General features: G+C 47.4%; 12 protein-coding genes. 5 read left to right on the top strand and 7 right to left on the bottom strand.

The genetic code is table 11. The features are described from left to right. Nucleotides 1-70 precede the first annotated feature (70 nt). Nucleotides 71-2,275 (bottom strand): GH92 family glycosyl hydrolase, encoded by a 2,205-nt coding sequence (locus ABDW33_RS10930; protein WP_343690100.1) that lies wholly within the window; start codon nt 2,273-2,275, stop codon nt 71-73. Between the two features lie 236 nt (nt 2,276-2,511). Here ABDW33_RS10930 and ABDW33_RS10925 point away from each other — a divergent pair, with 236 nt between their 5' ends. Then, nucleotides 2,512-3,309, top strand: coding sequence for a hypothetical protein (locus ABDW33_RS10925; protein ID WP_343690099.1), 798 nt, complete (start codon nt 2,512-2,514; stop codon nt 3,307-3,309). Nucleotides 3,310-3,384: 75 nt separating this feature from the next. Here ABDW33_RS10925 and ABDW33_RS10920 read toward each other — a convergent pair whose 3' ends face one another. Next, nucleotides 3,385-5,646 carry a family 78 glycoside hydrolase catalytic domain gene (locus ABDW33_RS10920; RefSeq protein WP_343690098.1) on the bottom strand — a complete coding sequence of 754 codons (2,262 nt, stop codon included), beginning with the start codon at nt 5,644-5,646 and terminating at the stop codon, nt 3,385-3,387. A gap of 21 nt (nt 5,647-5,667) precedes the next feature. After that, the gene (locus tag ABDW33_RS10915) at nt 5,668-7,701 is read right to left on the bottom strand and encodes a beta-L-arabinofuranosidase domain-containing protein (RefSeq protein ID WP_343690097.1); all 2,034 of its coding nucleotides are present in this window, start codon (nt 7,699-7,701) and stop codon (nt 5,668-5,670) included. 188 nt (nt 7,702-7,889) lie between these two features. Here ABDW33_RS10915 and ABDW33_RS10910 point away from each other — a divergent pair, with 188 nt between their 5' ends. After that, nucleotides 7,890-8,642: an ABC transporter ATP-binding protein gene (locus tag ABDW33_RS10910; RefSeq protein ID WP_343690096.1), complete on the top strand. Its 753-nt coding sequence runs from the start codon at nt 7,890-7,892 to the stop codon at nt 8,640-8,642. A gap of 19 nt (nt 8,643-8,661) precedes the next feature. Next, nucleotides 8,662-9,402 (top strand): ABC transporter permease, encoded by a 741-nt coding sequence (locus ABDW33_RS10905; protein WP_343690095.1) that lies wholly within the window; start codon nt 8,662-8,664, stop codon nt 9,400-9,402. Here ABDW33_RS10905 and ABDW33_RS10900 read toward each other — a convergent pair. Next, nucleotides 9,374-10,081 (bottom strand): HAD family hydrolase, encoded by a 708-nt coding sequence (locus tag ABDW33_RS10900; protein ID WP_343690094.1) that lies wholly within the window; start codon nt 10,079-10,081, stop codon nt 9,374-9,376. The genes ABDW33_RS10905 and ABDW33_RS10900 overlap by 29 nt on opposite strands. A gap of 149 nt (nt 10,082-10,230) precedes the next feature. Here ABDW33_RS10900 and ABDW33_RS10895 point away from each other — a divergent pair, with 149 nt between their 5' ends. Both ABDW33_RS10895 and ABDW33_RS10890 read left to right on the top strand, forming a co-directional pair. Further along, nucleotides 10,231-11,004 carry a TerC family protein gene (locus ABDW33_RS10895; RefSeq protein WP_343690093.1) on the top strand — a complete coding sequence of 258 codons (774 nt, stop codon included), beginning with the start codon at nt 10,231-10,233 and terminating at the stop codon, nt 11,002-11,004. 31 nt (nt 11,005-11,035) lie between these two features. Beyond that, nucleotides 11,036-11,842, top strand: a complete 807-nt coding sequence (locus ABDW33_RS10890; RefSeq protein ID WP_343690092.1) for a class III extradiol ring-cleavage dioxygenase — start codon at nt 11,036-11,038, stop codon at nt 11,840-11,842. A 130-nt stretch (nt 11,843-11,972) separates the two neighbouring features. On the opposite strand, the gene ABDW33_RS10885 is transcribed toward ABDW33_RS10890, so the two are convergent. From ABDW33_RS10885 to ABDW33_RS10875, 3 genes are read right to left on the bottom strand one after another with little or no spacing between them, the layout of a single operon-like run. Beyond that, complete coding sequence (locus ABDW33_RS10885; protein ID WP_343690091.1) at nt 11,973-12,365, bottom strand: acyl-CoA thioesterase; 393 nt, start codon at nt 12,363-12,365, stop codon at nt 11,973-11,975. A 24-nt stretch (nt 12,366-12,389) separates the two neighbouring features. Further along, nucleotides 12,390-14,159 (bottom strand): rhamnogalacturonan lyase, encoded by a 1,770-nt coding sequence (locus ABDW33_RS10880; RefSeq protein WP_343690090.1) that lies wholly within the window; start codon nt 14,157-14,159, stop codon nt 12,390-12,392. A 3-nt stretch (nt 14,160-14,162) separates the two neighbouring features. Next, nucleotides 14,163-15,908 carry a RagB/SusD family nutrient uptake outer membrane protein gene (locus ABDW33_RS10875; RefSeq protein ID WP_343690089.1) on the bottom strand — a complete coding sequence of 582 codons (1,746 nt, stop codon included), beginning with the start codon at nt 15,906-15,908 and terminating at the stop codon, nt 14,163-14,165.

Below are 15,908 nucleotides of genomic sequence, written 5' to 3'. Positions count from 1 at the left end.
GAAGATCTGAGTAGATATAAAAAAGAAGGCCAGCCATCCGGGCCAGCCTTCAAAATGTTTAAAATTATCGCTATTCGCCTGATTTATAATTGATTGAAGAAGGCGGAGCAGCCTGTTCGCCACTTCCCCACTGCTTATTTGGTGCCGCTCCCATGTCCAGATCCAGCACACCGCCTTTCCACAACTCTGCATGCGTGAACCAAGGCTTATTCAGGACCTGGCCATTCAACTTCGCCTGCTGTATATACTTATTCTCGCCGGAACTCTTAGGCGCATTTACTGTAAATACCTTTCCATTCTCCAACTGTATCGTTACCTGTGTAAACACCGGGCTACCGATATTATACTGAGGTATCCCCGGCGTTACAGGACAGAATCCCATCATAGAAAACACCACAAACGCCGTCATACCTCCTCCATCTTCATCACCCGGAATACCAAACAGGTTATCCGTATACCAGGTGTCCATCAGCATCCTGATACGCTTTTGTGTTTTCCAGGGTGCTCCCAGGTAGTTATAAAGGTAAGGGATGTGAAAACTGGGCTCATTTCCCATCACAAACTGTCCTACCAGCCCCGTTGCATCAGGGAATGTATACCATAACTGGTACTTGCTTCTTCCCAGTCCTTCACGAAACAGTTGATCCAGGGTCGCCTCGGCGCCTGCACGGCCACCCATCAGGCTAAATAATCCCGTCAGGTCGTGCTTTACATCCCAATTGTAGGTATAAGCATTGTTTTCGGTGAAATAATCACGACCACCCTGACCACCTGAGAATTTAGGGTCAAATGGTTCTATCCAGTTACCGGCTGAGTCCTTTGGCCACATAAAACCTTTCTCTGCCCGGAATACGTTCCTGTAATTAGCCGCACGCTTCAGGAACAATGGTACATCTTCTTTCTTACCCGCCGGCACCGCCAGCTGTGCAATACACCAGTCATCAAAGCTGTTTTCCAGGGTGACTGCTACCGACTGCCTACGCTCAAAATCATGCACTTCACTCACCCATTCTTTTTCTCCGGGTCTCAGGGCTGGCATATACCCATGTGTATTGTAAAAGGCGTCGAGTACTGTACCCGGACCATTCCGCCAGGGTAATAAGGTGGCCTCCAAAGCATTCTTTTTCAGCCCTTCATAGGCTTTGGCCACATCAAAATTGCGCACGCCCTTAAACCAGGCATCCGCCATCCATGCTGCCGCATGATTGCCCGTCATACATGGCATATCGCCGGTTACGACTGCGAAAGAAGGCATCCAGCCACTCTGCTCATACATCTGGATGTATGAATTGATTTTATCAGCCGCTGTAGCAGGATGTAAAAGCGTCTGTAATGGTTCCAGGGCAATATAGGTGTCCCACAACCAGTTATCCGCGTAAAACGGCTTATCTGAGGTATGTACCTTATGGTCGTATGCACTGTAGTATTTCCCATACTCGTTGATATTGATCATACGCTCATAAGTACGGTACAGCGAAGTATAAAACACCCGTTTCTGTGCAGGCGTACCACCTTTTACATTAATCTGACCCAGTACTTTATCCCATGCTTTAAATGCCTTGTCTTTTACAGCATCAAAATTCCAGTCAGGAATCTCCTTTTGCAGGTTCACTTTTGCCTGCTCAATACTTACAAAAGACACCCCATATTTCACCCCGGTTTCTGCCGGCACTTCTGCCAGTAATATCTTTTGACCTTCTTTATCTAAAGTTTGCACACCCACTATTGGTGTGCTCAGCTCTGCATAAAAGTAAGCTGCCATGCCGTGGAATTCTTCTACACCGGTGATAACCTGTTTGCCGGTGGTTGTTACTGTACCTTTACCATTCAAAGGCTGTAAACGGAGATAATGCTTCTCCTTTCCCTGAAAATGAAATTTAAAATACCCGCTGCGTGCTGCAGGTGCGAACTCTACCTGGTCTGCATCGTCCAGGAAAGTGCTATAGTAGTAAGGGGTCGTCCGCTCCCTGTCCCACACCCTTGGCGCAAAATAATCGTCGCCAGACACCGGCATCAGGCCAAACAGACTTTCCTGCCTGTGCGAAGCGATCGTGAGCGGGAAATTGTAAATGCGATCATCCAGCTGATCTTTGCGGATGGGAAATACCCTTACCATACTATTGGGCAGGTGTACGGTAGGTCGGGTTGGCTCCAGTATGATTCCCACACTACCAATCGTGGGATCTACATAGTTGACATTGCTATTCGTACTCTGTCCTCGTGCAAATGGGGCGGTCAGTAATGCCATGCCCAGTAGCAGCCTGTTTAGTTGCATAACGTTCTATTTTTGAGAGGACTAAAAATAGAAAAAAAATCCGGGCACCCCCATTAAATGAGGACGACCGGAAATAGCAATATGGTAGTCTGCCAGGTACTGTTAAGACTTCATCTTAATTATATCTCTCATTACAAGCAGTGAACGTGCCGCATACATCCCTGTATGACAGAAAATAATCGTAGTATCGTAGTATGAGAATGCTACCGATTTTATTGCTGCTAAATCTGCCAGTGATGGCCCAGACACCAGCGGTGTTAGGCAAAGTGAAATCTGACAAAATAGATGAAGCCTCTGGTCTGGCAGCCAGTGCTACCCTGCCGGGATACTATTGGACACACAACGACAGTGGAGGAAAGAACGAGGTATACCTGCTGGATAGCAAAGGGAAGCTGGTGAGCAGCGTAAAACTGAAAGGCTCCGTAAACAGGGACTGGGAGGATATTGCAGAGAATATCGGTCCCGGGGGAAAACATTATGTATATGTTGGGGATATCGGGAATAACCTGAAACTGAAAATAGCCATGCAGATCTACCGATTTGCAGCCCCGTTAACGGTACCTGATGAGAAAACGACGGTTCATGCCGATGCGCTCTTTATAAAGTATCCTGATGGGCCCAGAGATGCTGAATCGCTGATGATCGATCCGATCGGGAAGTGCATTTACGTGGTAAGCAAACGGGAAAAACAGGTGAACCTGTACAAGGTGCCCGCTCAATATTTCAACTTTACGGATCAGCAGCAGGTCACGCTCGAAAAGGTACTGACGTTACCCTATACATGGATCACAGCAGGAGATATTTCCCAGAATGGAGAACATATTGTGATCAAAGACAAAACACATATTTACTACTGGCGTCGTAAAGGAAATGAACCAATTGAAGTGACAATGGCCCGGCCGGCAACGTTATTGCCTTATGTACCGGAGAAACAGGGAGAAGGAATAACAATCAGTGTCGACAATAAAGGATACCTGACCATCAGTGAGGGAAAGAAGCCAGACCTGTTCTTTTATTCACACTTATTTAAATGAAAGGCAATTTAAAGAAGCGGTTGTCACAATTTAACCGGGTTATTTTATAACAACCACTTCTTTTTTGCAGATACTTTATATAGTCAGCTTATGCTTTCCTGCCTGCAACGTTTTATCTTCCCTGCCCGGCAGCCGCAGGGTGGCAGTTGTGTGGGCAGGCACTTCCACTTCCAGTATCACCTGTTTGCCAACCCGCTTCCAGGAAGAAACAATCTTACCATATCTACACTCGTAATCCGCTTTGGCAAATGTAAGCTGAGATACAAATGAAGGCTGAATAAAGAAATGCTTAAAACCTGGTGCCGCTTCGTCCGGACGAATGCCAGCCAACGTTTTATAGAACCACGCACAGTAATCTCCAAAGAAGATATGATTGTGGGATAATTCACCCGGCCAGTCCTCGAACAGCGACGTAGCCCCATTCGCAATCCAGTGTGCCCAACCGGCATAACCTGTATCTGTCAGCATCTTCATAGCCAGTTCTACATGCCCGTTATCACTGAGAGAAGGCAATACATACTTGGTACCGAGTACTCCAAAATCAGCGTGATAATGATTGTCTTTAATTTTCTGCGCCAGCTGATCTACCGTTCTCGTTAGCGCGGGTGCAGGAACCAACTGATGATACACTGTCGTACTCAGCGCTGTAGCTGTCGTGACGTTGTATTGCATAGTCTGTGTATTATAGTACTCCCTGTTAAATGCAGCACTGATCTTCTCTGCCAGTGCTGCGTAAGTGGCAGCATCTGCATCCTTGCCCAGGATACGTGCCATTTTGGACACTAACACGGCATCTGTGTAATAACATGCAGTTGATGTAAAAGGTACTGGTGTTTCTACCAATGACATCCAGTCACCCAGACCCATTTTGAAAATATAGTGCTCTGAAGTATTAGTCAGCAGGTCTGTATACTTTTTAATCGCGTCGTAGTTCTCTCTTACAGCGGCCGTATCTCCTTCATAAAGGTAGAGATACCAGGTGATGACAGGCAAGGCACTTCCCCATGCGGGACCAAAGGTAAAGTCCTTCCGGTCATAGCCCCAGCCATTGGAGGGAACAATACCCGGGATGGAGCCATCTGCTGTCTGGGCATCCCTGATATCATCCAGCCATTTGCGATACCCCGGTGCTGATTTATAATTCCACAGCCCGATTTCGGCGGAGATATGGGCATCTGCTGTCCAGCCGTTCTTTTCACGCTGTGGGCAATCTGTGGGGATGCTCAGGAAGTTGCTTCTGTAAGATTGGCGGGCAGCCTCGTACAGCTTATTGATCATAGGATCGGAACTGGTGAAATGCCCGGCTTCTTTAAAGTCGGTGCTGTAAAACAGCCCTTCCAGCGATGCCTTGTCCAGCTTTATATTCCCATCTGTTTTTACAGATACATACTGGAAACCGTGATAAGTAAACTGTGGTGTGAAGGTTTCGACACCATTTCCTTTCAGGATATATACATCTGTCTGAAAAGGCAGTTCCCCTGGCCAGCTGCGCATATGCTCTGTATTATGTGCGAGATCGATCTTCCCGTTTTTCAGCACCTCTCTGTAGGAGAGGGTTACTTTGGTACCCGCTGCACCTTTTACTTTTAAGGTAACCACGCCGGCAAAGTTCTGGCCCATATCGAAAAGATATTCTCCTTTATCTACCTGTTTTACGCTCACCGGTTTGATACGCCTGATGATCTTAATAGAAGGCATTTCCTGTGGTACCAGTATGCCGCCGGGAGAATTAGTTTCGAGGGCCGTTTGCCAGCTGGCGTCGTTGTAACCCGGCTTGTTCCACCCCGGCAGCTCCGCCCTGGCATCGTATATTTCGCCTGTATACAGGTTATTGTACTGGCTGGGGCCAGTGGCACATTTCCAGCTGCGGTCCGTAACGAGCGTTTCTGTGCTACCATCTTTGTAGGTCAGCAGTATGTTGATCAGCATGCGGGGCGTATTACGCCATGGTGCTTTGTGAAATTCCCATACTGCATGGGATTGCACATTATACCAGCCGTTGCCCAGTTCTGCGGCCACTACGTTGTCTCCATTCGCCCAAAGCGATGTAATGTCATACGTGTTGTACAGCAATCTTTTGTCATAGCGGGTATAACCTTGTTCCAGCACGGCATCTGTAACAGGTTTTCCATTTACATACAGCACATGATACCCTACACCGGATACGTAAACCACCGCACTTTGCAATGGCTTAGCGGTATGAAATACCTTCCTGAAAAAAGGGGCCTTTGTAATAGTGGTATCTGTGGTATTTGTGATCCAGCTACCGGACCATTTGAGCTGTGCGTGCAGGAAACCTGGCAGGCAACAGAGGAGATAAAATAAAATACGTTGCAAAGTTCTGGCTTTTAGGTGATACTATGGTACTACGGGGAAAGCCACGATGCGCACTTTGGTACAACCATAAGGCACGAGGGTGATTTCCTGTAAGGTATTATCTACTTTTCCTTTGTAAAGACCTTCCCTGTCAGTTGGCGGCTGAAAAGCTACGCCATTCAGCTCTTTCCAGGCAGGAATTGATTTAGCCGGTACTGTGATGGTAACCGGCGCATGTGCCAGGTTCCATACGAACTGGTCATCTACCTGTTTTACCGTGGCGGCTTTAAAGTGAGTGGCAGGTTTTTCCACATTATCTCTGATGAGTGCATAGTTCCATTTACCTTCCGGATAAACACTAAAGTATTCGCCTTCTACTTCGTCCGTTGCTTTTTCCCAGCGCTCATTCAGCTTCAGGGCGTAAACCAGCGGACCTCTTTCTATCGCACGGGAGTGCCTGCCCCATACAGTCGTGGTGATGTCCATTGGCAACTGCAATACGAGTTTGTCATTGTTGTTCCAGCTACGGTTGATGGTAATCACCTGGTTGCCGGTATCCTTACGAAGCGGTTGCCCATTCAGGAGAATGGTGGCTTCTTTACACCAGGCTGGAATGCGTAACTGCAAAGGGAAGCTGGTGTTTTTTTTCAGGGATATGGTAAAGCTGATTTCATCACTGAACGGATAAGTGGTAGTTTCCTGAATGGTCACGGCTGTTTGCGCAGCGCCAACCTGGGTCGTGATGGTGTTGGGTGCATAGGATAGTGCTGCCAGGCCTTTGCCTGGTGTACTGTACCAGAGTTGGGAGGTGAATTTTGTCCAGCCCTGGTGCATGTTCGCCAGGCAGCAGGTATAACCGCTTCTGGCTCCCAGTACGTTGCACATTTCGCGGTTGAAAGGCAGCGAAAAATCGAATACACCTTTGCTGATCTGCACCTGGTTGGCTACCTGGAAATACTGCTTGTTATTATAATCGTCTGTTGTCTGTGTAGGCAGTGCGTTGAAGGTCATCTTTTCCAGTGCATCCATGTAATGCACATTGCCGGTGATGGCGATGATGTTTTCCAGGGAATACATGGCTTCAACAATAGCACACAATTCAATACCCTGGGTAGGTTCATTGCCATTCAGGTCTTCATCACCACTGAAGATGCCCATGGGCAAACCATGTACGGTCATCAGGTCATGCCAGCCGGTTTGTAATGCCTGTAGATCCTGCGGATCGCCGGTACGCTGGTAGTTGATAGCGGGCGACTTAAGCGCCATGGCTACATTCACGCCATGACGGTTCATCCAGTTGCCCATGTGAGCGTAGGTGGTTGTACTGATCACCCATTCATGGCCACCCATCCAGCGGGTCCAGGGGAAGGATTGTTGTTCAATCTTGTCTGCCAGTTGTAAGAGCGATGGATCTTTGGTGATGCTATAGAGCCATTGGGCCATCATGACGTTATCTGCGCCTCTGGAGGCGGCCCAGTCTGTCCATTTACCGATGGGAGCAATATCGAGGGCTTTCAGCTGGTATTGGAAATACCGGGTCATGAAGTTGATAACACGCTGATCGCCGGTAGCGGAATAATATTGCTGTAATACCTTAAGCATGACCATCTTTGGCCACCAGTCATCGCCGTCGGTGGCGTTGGCTACTTCAACGCTGGTATGTTTTTCTCTCTCAGCACCGGTGATGGGACCGAAGTACCCACTGGGGCGTTGGTGATCGAGGGTCCAGTTTACATAACGGAGTACCTTTTCCTTCAGACCTTTGTCGTCGAGAAGATAGGCAAGTGGAAGCGCGCCGTCCAGCCAGTAAGGCGTTTCTTCCCAGCCGTCGCCTTTGCCGCCGAGCCAGCCGTTGTCATTCCTGAGTTTAGTATAGTATTCGTCCAGGTGACCTGTCGAGCCGTTCCGCATGATGAGGAGCTGATGCCGAAGCCAGCCGGCAGGCCTGATGCTGCCAAGCGGCACAGGTGTGTATACGGGGGACTGATAGGAAACCTGGTGTGGAACAGGGTGACCGGATGCCGGAAGTATGGATAATACGGCAAGGGTACAACCCACAAGGAAATTGATTTTCATTCGTTGAGACTTGAGTATGCATGAATAACGTGAGGGGGTAAAATATAAAAAATACCCGAAAAACCTGCTGACTCCTTCCGCATTTACCGAAAGTAACCCCATTTTCACCGGTAATAATAGTGGTATTGACCTCATTCCGATTGCAACGTCGCCGGCAGATTATCATATTTGTTTCATAATTCACAATCATGGGAAATAGTATCCTTACCGTATCCGGACTTAACGTCAGGTATGGACACCTGCAAGCCGTGCAGGATGTCTCGTTCGAGGTAAAACCTTATGAAATTTTCGGTTTATTGGGCCCTAATGGTGCGGGCAAAACCAGTACACTCAGTGCTATAGAGGGCTTGTTGCAGCCACAGTCGGGGCAGGTAAAGATAGCCGGCTACGATATATGGCAACAGCCATTGTATGCAAAGGCAAATATGGGCGTGCAATTGCAACATACCAGTTTTCAGCCGGAGCTCACCGTGGAGGAAATTATTAATTTGTATGCAGGGTTGTATGGGGTGGACCCTACCCTTTCCCTGGAACAACTGGGAGAGATCCCGCTTCGGAAAAAGATATCCGAGCTATCTGGCGGGCAGCAGCAAAGGGTAAGTTTGCTGATTACTACAATTCATCATCCTAAACTGGTATTGCTGGATGAACCGACGACCGGATTGGATCCACAATCCAGGAGAGTATTGTGGGAAAAGATTGAGGCGATCAGGGAGCGAGGGAATGGCGTGGTGTTGACGACGCATAGTATGGAAGAGGCAGAGGCCGTGTGTGACAGGTTGGCGATCATTGATCATGGCAGGATACTGACCATTGATACACCGGAGGGGTTGATTGAAAAGTACAGGGAAGATCCGGAGGTGATTGGTGTGTCACGGAAAGGAAAGATTACGCTCGAAGATGTGTTTATTGCACTGACTGGAAGGGCGATCAGGAATTAAAAAATTAGAACCTTATTGTATGATACCTTCTTCTACAAATGTATTCAAAGCACTCTTCAAAGCAGATCTTCTCGTTCAATGGCGTAACCGCAGAGCGGTTTTTATGGTCCTGCTTATCCCGGTATTCATCCTCTTCTGCTGGAAAAATGCGTTGGCCAAAATCGGCCCTTATTACATATTGAGTACCTGTCTGACCATTGGTCTCATCTCCATTGGCCTTATGGGTTACTCCGCCACAGTATCGCGCGACAGGGACAAAGGTATTTTTCAGCGGCTCAGGGTTGCCCCCTTTAACCCCGGATTAATTATGACGAGTAAACTGCTCGTACAGCTGATGATGATCTTTGTACTTACAATACTCATCTTCCTGGGCGGCTACTATCTTGATGGCATCACCATTTCTGCACAGGGCTATGCTATCACTTTCATTACAGCACTGATAAGTGGAGCTGTTTATCTAAGCCTCGGCCAACTGATCACCGGACTTATTACCAACCCTGAGTCGGTGAATGGCGCCACCAGGATGATCTACTTTGTATTTGTCATGGTAGGTATGCTGGGCGAACTGGGTACCCTGGGCGACAAATTCAGAAAAGTATCCCTGTGGTCGCCTTACGGTACAGTAAAAGCGATCATCAGCACAGGTATGCAACCAGGTCACTGGGATACTACAAGTACCCAGGCACTGATGCTCTGCCTGCTCTATGCCGCCGTGTTTACCATCATTGGCGTCAGGAAATTTCGCTGGGCGGTGAAATAAACAGCGGTAGTACATCCAGGATCTGTTCCACCTGTCTGAAGTTCGGATTGTCAATATGCACATCCACATGTTCATGTGCCCAGGTGGTATGAAACGGGATATGAATAGCATTCCCCCCTAAATCCAATACAGGCAGTACATCTGATTTCAAACTATTTCCTATCATCAGGAACTGTGCAGGCTGGATGTCGAGGTGTTTCAATAATTTTTTATAGTCGTTCGGCTGTTTATCGGACATTACTTCCACATGATGGAAGTAATGATCCAGGCCGGAATTTTTCAGTTTCCGTTCCTGGTCCAGCAGGTCTCCCTTGGTAGCTACGACCAGCCTGTAATGCCCCTTTAGTGATTGCAATACTTCCTCTACTCCCTCCAATACCTCTATGGGCCGGGCTAAAAGTGCCTTGCCATAATTAATGATCTTTTCCACGGCAGTAATATCGATAGTATTATTGCTCACTGTGAGCGCAGTTTCTATCATAGAGAGCATGAATCCTTTAATACCATAGCCATACAAGGTGAGGTTTTTGATCTCTGTTTGCAATAGTTCTCTGGCAACGGTGTGTTGGGGTAGATAGGCTTCCATTAGTTGGCAGAATTCGTTCTCTGTTTCACGAAAGTAGGGTTCATTGACCCAGAGCGTATCATCTGCATCGAATGCGATTACTTTTATACTCATAAATTAACAATGGTTACAATACTAAGTTATTCTTTTCGGCGGAGAACCAGGTGCAGTGGTATACGTTTTTTGAGAGGGATTGTCCTGTAAACGGCTAATTGAGAAATCTGAACTATCTTGCCCCTGCGAACTAAATAAAACCTATTGTCATGGAAAATCTGTTTACAGTTGATTCATTAATCAGCTTGTTAACCCTTAGTGTACTCGAAATCGTCCTGGGTATAGACAACATTGTATTTGTCTCTATCCTTGCAGGTAAGTTGCCCGCCGAAAAACAACAAAAAGCCAGGAGGCTGGGGATGACCCTGGCTATGTTCATCAGAATTGGCTTATTGATGTCTATTAGCTGGATTATGTCACTGACTACCCCCCTTTTCAATGCGGGTCGCTGGATTGGCATGCAAAATCCCAAATGGCTGGAGATGGCGGAAATTTCGGGCAGAGACCTGATCCTGCTAATTGGGGGGCTCTTTCTGATCTACAAAAGCACCTCAGAGATCCACGAAAAACTGGAAGGCAACGAGCATGAAAGTGCTACACCTAAAGTAGCGGGCTTTACACAGACGATCATCCAGATCCTGCTGCTGGATATTGTCTTCTCACTCGATTCTGTGATCACTGCCGTAGGTATGGCCGATCATATCGAGATTATGATCGCGGCTGTAATTATTGCGGTTGGTATTATGTTGCTGGCATCAGAAGGGATCAGCAAATTTGTAAATACACATCCTACTGTGAAAATGCTGGCGTTGTCATTTTTATTACTCATCGGTGTGTCATTACTGGCAGAAGCATTTGATCAACATATTCCAAAGGGGTATATTTACTTTGCGATGGCGTTCTCCGTATTTATCGAACTACTGAATCTGAAAATGCGTGCAAAGAGTGACCATCCGGTAAAGCTCAAACAGACAAAAGTATAATAGAACAGTGCATCGGAAATCATTTATAAAAATGGCAGCGCTGCTGCCATTTTTGCCTTACTCTTCACAGATAGAAAAGGCGCTGAACCTGCCAGGACTCCTGCAGCCAACGGAGAAAATGCCCGTGCTTTTTGTAGGGCATGGCGACCCGGAAAATGCTTTCCGGGATAATCCATTCACGCAGGCCCTTGCAAAAATGGGTAAAGAATTGCCCCGTAAGCCAAGCGCCATCCTGGTCATTTCGGCACATTACCTCACGGCCGAAGCCTCTTACCTCAAAGTACCCGGACATTTCAACTGCCCTTACTATAGTGTATATGGTGCTACCGCATTTAAAGATCAAGTGCCGCAGGTAACGGTAGATGAAAGTACAGATATGGACCATGGAGCATTTGCCGTGTTAAGGCACCTGGCGCCTGAGATGGATGTACCTGTAATGGAGTTAAGTATTCCTATAGCGCAGCGGCTGGATTACCACTGGAAATTGGCACAGTACCTGAAGCCATTAAGGGAAAAGGGAGTGTTGATCATTGGGAGTGGGAACATTGTGCATAACCTGGAGAAAGGCTTTTTTAAAGGAGCGTTTTCTAACGGCAAGCCTTATTCGTGGGCAATCGAGTTTGACGAGTGGGTAAAAGCCAGGATTGACGAACGGGATTTCGGGAGTTTGTTTTATTACAATAATCTGGGAAAGATTGCTTTGAAAGCAGTGCCGACCACAGATCATTATATTCCCATGCTATATGCGATAGCACTGGCAGATAAGCATGAGCCTATCCGGTATACTTATGAGGAAGTATTTTCAGCATTTAGTATGCGGTGTTTCAGAGTAGGCTAACTGCTGCTGCGACCGGTGATCGATAGCAGTAAGGAATGGTCTGCTCCACCAGCTTAAAATCTGGAACAGACTGCGTACACATCCTGTAAAAATACAGGATACAACACTACTTATTACCTAAAGTACGCGATCAGGATTCGCGCAGGCGCTCGTCAGTATACGTGATCTCTGTCTTACCATGCGGCCATGGCTTCCCATCTTCATCTACACTCACGAAAACCATCTTATCGATGGTCAGGATGCTTTTCCTTGTAATTTTATTGCGGGCTTCGCAGGTAAGTGTCAGGGAAGTCGTCCCAAAATGAATTGCCTTAATCCCCAGTTCCAGGATGTCTCCCTGTTTGGCAGAGCTAATGAAATTGATCTCGGACATGTACTTGGTCACACAACGATTGGTACCTAACTGGATGATGGCATAAATGGCGGCTTCTTCATCGATCCAGGATAATAAACTACCGCCGAACAAGGAACCGTGAGCATTTAAATCCTCAGGTTTTACCCATTTTCTAGTATAAAAATTCATTGCACATTCTATTGCAATGCAAAATTAAAACTTTCCAAGATAAAACCCTGTATGAGGTGGCTGATTATAGCCCACATTCTGCCATATAATGCTCATTCTATACTGATGATCCTGCATTAACGTAATGATCCTGTGGGTTGTAGGTATGGTCGTGGTATAAATTCGCAGCGATTGATTATCTGACGTTCTCATGACCAGTTCCTCTCTCCAGTCTCCAAACAGATCGGCTGTCAGTGCCGGTGTAGCCTTGGTCCCGTTGTTGGCTACACATCCCTCTGCTGTGAAAATAGTTCCTCTTCCATACTTGTCAATATGATTACCATCGAGCAATTCACGACTCAGATCTCCATCCCACCAGATGAGAAAGTTTGCAGAGCGGGGTGCTTCGCCGATACGGTTCCCTTTTACATCAAACAACCCCCCGGAGCCGGCCCACCATAGTTGGGCTCCCCGACGGCTGCTGTCAATATTCTCTGCAACGCCTCTGCCTACGTCCTGATCGATCGCACCCCGGAACAGGATTTCGCCGGTACGGGCGTCGAAGAGGGCAGCACCGGTTCCTTTGGCGCCGTTTTCCAGTTCATGAATACCGAAGACCTCCAGGCCCGGGCGATCAGGGTCCAGGTCCCCCACGTGCAGGGCGTCGCCATGACGCAGACCGGTCGTATAAAGCCCTTTGCCATCATCGTCTACACACATCGAACCGTAAATGATCTCGTCTTTACCATCGTTATCCACATCAGCTACGCTCAGGTTATGGTTTCCCATGCCAGCGTAAGGACTACGACCATCCTTCGTATCAAATACCCACCTGGAAGTGAGTTTACCATGCTGATAATCCCAGGCAGCCAATACAATACGACCATAGTAACCTCTGCACATCACCACACTTGGATGCCTGCCATCGAGGTAAGCAACACAGGCAAGGAAACGGTCTGCCCGGTTGCCGTAATGATCCGTACCACCGTTGCCCCCATAACCACCCCATCCACCGATATCACCACGCCCCGGTATATAATCGGTAGTTGCCAGCACCTCCCCTGTTTTACCACTGAAAATGGTAAAATATTCCGGCCCCTGCAGAATTCTGCCAAAGGATTTGGAAGACGGGTCCAGGTCCCTGTAGTCTTTGGTACTATCACCTATCACCTTTCCTTTCCCATCGATCGTGCCGTCGGCAGTTTTGCAGGCAAATTCAGCCATCCCATCTCCGTCCAGGTCATAGACCATGAATTGGGTATAATGGGCACCTTCCCGGATATTGCGCCCCAGGTTGATCTGCCAGAGGAAAGTACCGTCCAGCTTATATGCCTGAAAGATGGGAGGATCAGTAATACCGGATTGTGAGTTGTCTTTGCTCCTCCCGGTTTGATGAAGAATGATTTCGTATTGCCCGTCACCATCCAGGTCGGCAGCCGAGGCATCGTTGGGAGTATAGCCCGGCGGTGTTTTGAGGGGAATAGTCAGATATTGCTGAATGGGTGAATTTGCCGGTATGGTGTAAGTAGCCGTATTGGTTTCTTTGCCGTCAATGACAGCTTTGACCAGGTATGTCTGGGTATGGTGAATATCCGCGTGATTATCCACAAAGTTGGTAACAGATTGCGAGGAGAGCTTTTGCAGCTTACCATCTGCCTGCCGGTAGATATTGAAACTGATCGTGGATGGATCAGTTGCCAGTAGCCGCCAGCTCAGAAAAGTCGCTGTAGCAGACTGCGGAATGGCGATGAGGCCACGATCCAGCTGTTCAACAGGTGCCGGTGTGAATAAAAGAAGGAATAAAAGGTGTATCATAATCTACCATTTAAACGGCAAGTACCAGTTTGCTTTGTTCATCAATCTCGATCTTACGGCTTCTGCCCTGCCGTCATTGGCTGCTATAAATTTAGCAGCGATCCTGTCAGCCAGCCAGGAGGGGTCGGTGGACTGCCTGCGCAATGCTACCCGTAACAGGTCCGGCCAGCGATAGCCTTCAAAAGCCAGTTCCAGCCCTTCTTCATCTACCAGCAAGTCTTCCATTCTATTTATAAGGGCAGGCCTGTTGATGACTGGTTTATCTGTAAGCAAGGGGTCGCTCATATCAAATACACCGGAGGAGTCTACCTTTACGGACTTCAATCCCACCCTACCCCGTACGCCTATATTACGATACCAGACATTACGGAACTGTGGGTAATTACCGTCGCGGGCATCAAAGTCATATGGTGGGACATCTTTTGTCTGCTCTATATCTGTCACATTGCGTCCCTCTCCTCCTGATACGCCCGTGGCCATATATACAGGGTCATAAGTATTTTTGATCCCTGTATTCATCAATGCATAAGCGATCTTATCACGGTTATCGCGGTTAGCAGCTTCTGCATAGTGCAGATGCAGGGCAGCGGCCCTAAACAGTATCCATTTACTGTTGGTTTCGAAAGGTAGCAAAGGATTATAGTTGTATGTAAATTTTTTGATGACTGGTTGTGTTCCTGCATATTTGTAAGAAATATTGGGGCCACGCTGGTCTACGGGTGTGTTATCGCTCCTGGATTGTTTATTCCAGTTGGCAATAGCCAGATCTGAAGGACGTACCTGGTAACTGCCGGTCACATTATCGCAAAGCGCGATAAACGGATTAACTGGAGCGAAGTTTTTATCAAATGGCAGGTTCCAGATAATTTCATAGTTGGAATAGCGTTCCCCGTAGGGCTGACTAAAGATGTTACTCCATAGGGCACCGGATAAGTTAGCCGTGTACCCCACTCTGTAGACTTCGTACCATTGCTCACTGTTCATAGCCGGATATAATACATCCGCGTAGTTCATCATAACGCGGTAGTTAGTAGCGGCCTGAGTATAATCGCCCTTCCAGAGATACAATTCTCCCAACAGGCATTTAATATTGATAAAGAACTTCTCCGTGGAATAACCATCTGTTGTAAGGAGTAGTGAGGTACCAGCCGGGAAGGGATATTTATATGGAAGTGCCTCTGTAAACGTAACCAGCTTAGTCAGCAATTCGTCGAAGGTAACGCGGGGAAACTTCGCTATATCCTTAATTGCATCTATGGTTTCCAGTGGATCAGTGATGTAAGGTATTTCGCCATAGTGAATTCCCAATTGCAGATATAACCAGGAACGTACGGCACCAACTGCGGAGTAGCGCAGTATATAATCGTCATTGCTGATCCGTTTATGCAGGAGCATGGCATCAAAGTTCTTCAGGGCATCGTTGCAATTCATGATCACTTCGTAGAACGGACGGGGATCAGCATAGGTATTACCGGCACTGACATCGTGGATATTCAGTTCCTGCAGATACTTATCTGTTGCAGACGTAGTGACATCTACCAGGTCAGCTCTCAGTTCATTGAGTATCATATACCGGCCTGCAAGACCCATTACTTTCCCATAAATGCCTATCACAGCAGCATCTGCATCATTCACATTTTCATACACCTGTGAATGATCCAGTGCTTCCTGGGGTTTGATGTCAAAAAGCTTTCTGCACCCGCATAATATGCTACAGCAAAGGAGTCCTGTATATAGTAATCGTTTCAT

The sequence above is a fragment of the Chitinophaga sp. genome, assembly GCF_039596155.1.
Lineage (GTDB): Bacteria > Bacteroidota > Bacteroidia > Chitinophagales > Chitinophagaceae > Chitinophaga.
This window is presented reverse-complemented; position numbering and strand designations above follow the sequence as displayed.